Raw genomic sequence first — 1823 nt, forward strand, 5'->3', positions numbered from 1 at the left:
GCCGGGAGCCGGGGCGGCCGACGGCGGCCCGACGGCCCGCCCGCCCGGCGCGCGCAGTCATCGTTCCTCCGGTCGGGCCCAGTCGTCGGGCCGGGCCCAGTCGTCGGGTCGGGCCCAGTCGTCGGGTCGGTATCTGACGCCGCAACGGCGCGGCCCGGTCTACGGGCTGCTCGGCATCGTCGGCGGCGCGATCGTCTTCTCCCCATGGCTGTCGAACTTCTTCAACCAGCTCGCCCACACCGGCACCCCCTGGGGCGAGCCGGCCAGCTACGCGGCGATCTCCCACGCCTACGGTCAGTGGGCCGGTGGCCCGACGACCCTCGGCCGCCTGCTGCTGTTCCTCATCACGGGACTGGCCGCCGCCGGGATCGCCGGACGCAGCTCCGGCGGCCGGTTCATCCTGATCGACCTGCGCGGTCTCGAACCGGGCCGGACGATGTTCTTCCTGGCGACGGGCACCCTCGTCGTCGCGGTGACGGCCGGCAAGCTCGTCGGCAACGCCTGGGCCGACCGGTACACGGCCACCGCCTTCGTCCCGTTCCTGCTCGTCATCGGCCTGGGTGCCACGGTCATCGGGGATCGGCGGGTGTTCCACGGGGTCATCGCCGTCGCGGCCCTGGTCGGCCTGCTCGCCGGCACCAGCGACGTCCGCCGGGAACGGTCGCAGGCCGGCGAGGCCGCCCAGGTGCTCCAACGGCTCGCCAAGCCCGGCGACGTGATGCTGGTCTGCCCCGACCAGCTCGGCCCGGGGCTGGCTCGCACCGTGCCGTCGTGGCTGAAGGTGTACGTGGTACCGACCTACGCGCCACCGGACCGGGTCGACTGGGTGGACTACGAGGATCGCAACAAGTCCGCCGACGGCCAGGCCATCGCCCAGCGCGCGCTGACCGAGGCCGGCCCGCAGCACACCGTCTTCCTTGCCGGCTCCGGCTCCTACCGGACCTACGAGGAGCTGTGTACGACGGTCCGCGGGGCCCTGCAGAACGCCCGCCCACACGCGGACGAGGTCATGGAGCAGGGTCTGCCGGCGAAGGTGTCCGAGAACTACTCGCTGCTGCGCTTCCAGGCCCAGTGACCACCGCGCGGGGGACGTCCGCCCACCCCGGCCCGACGCCGGACTCAGGCCCGGCGACCGGGACGTGGTCGCCCCCCGCGCACACATCCACCGCCAATCCCACCAATCCCGCCGCTCCTGTCGACTCCGCCGCTCCTGCCGCTCCCACCGCCCAGCACCGGCGCGGCGGCGTGTCCCGTTGGGCTGTGCTGACCCGCCAGGACGACCCGTGGTGCCTGCGAGAGGTCGTGCTCGCCTGGCTCGCCGCCCGACTGGTCGTCGGCGCCGCCCTGGCGATGACGAAGTTCATCGCCGACAACGCCCGCGGCGACCAGGGCGTCCGGCTGCAGACCACCGACCTGCTCGGCTGGGACGCCGGCTGGTACCGGACGATCGCCGAGGTCGGCTACAGCGGCGCCGGCAACGAGAGCCGCCGGTTCTTCCCGCTGCTGCCGACGCTGGTGCGGGTCCTCTCGCAGCTGCCGGGCGCCGGCGCCCACGTCGGCATCGTGCTGCTGCTGGTGGTCAACCTGTGCGCCCTCGGCTTCGCGCTGGCGCTGGTCCGCCTCGCCCGCCTCGAGGGGTTCGATTCGGCCGCGACCTTCCGGCTGATCTGGTTCGCCGCCCTCGCGCCGCCCGCGTTCGTCCTGGTCATGGGATACGCCGAGGCGCTGGCCGGGCTGCTGGCGGTGGCGGTGTTCCTCGGCGCGCGCAGCCGCCGCTGGGAGCTCGCGGCCGCGGCCGCCCTGCTCGGCGGGTTGTGCCGGCC

Annotated in this window: 1 protein-coding gene and 1 pseudogene; both read left to right on the forward strand. The window is 74.2% G+C overall.

All coding sequences use genetic code 11. The features are described 5' to 3' along the window. Nucleotides 1-1075 (forward strand): annotated as a pseudogene (locus ND748_RS31170) (hypothetical protein); the annotation flags it as partial. 170 nt (nt 1076-1245) lie between these two features. Beyond that, nucleotides 1246-1823, forward strand: a 578-nt coding sequence (locus ND748_RS31175; RefSeq protein ID WP_308205780.1) for a mannosyltransferase family protein, incomplete at its 3' end; no start/stop codon positions are given.

This window comes from Frankia sp. AiPs1, assembly GCF_023716945.1.
Classification (GTDB): Bacteria; Actinomycetota; Actinomycetes; order Frankiales; family Frankiaceae; genus Frankia.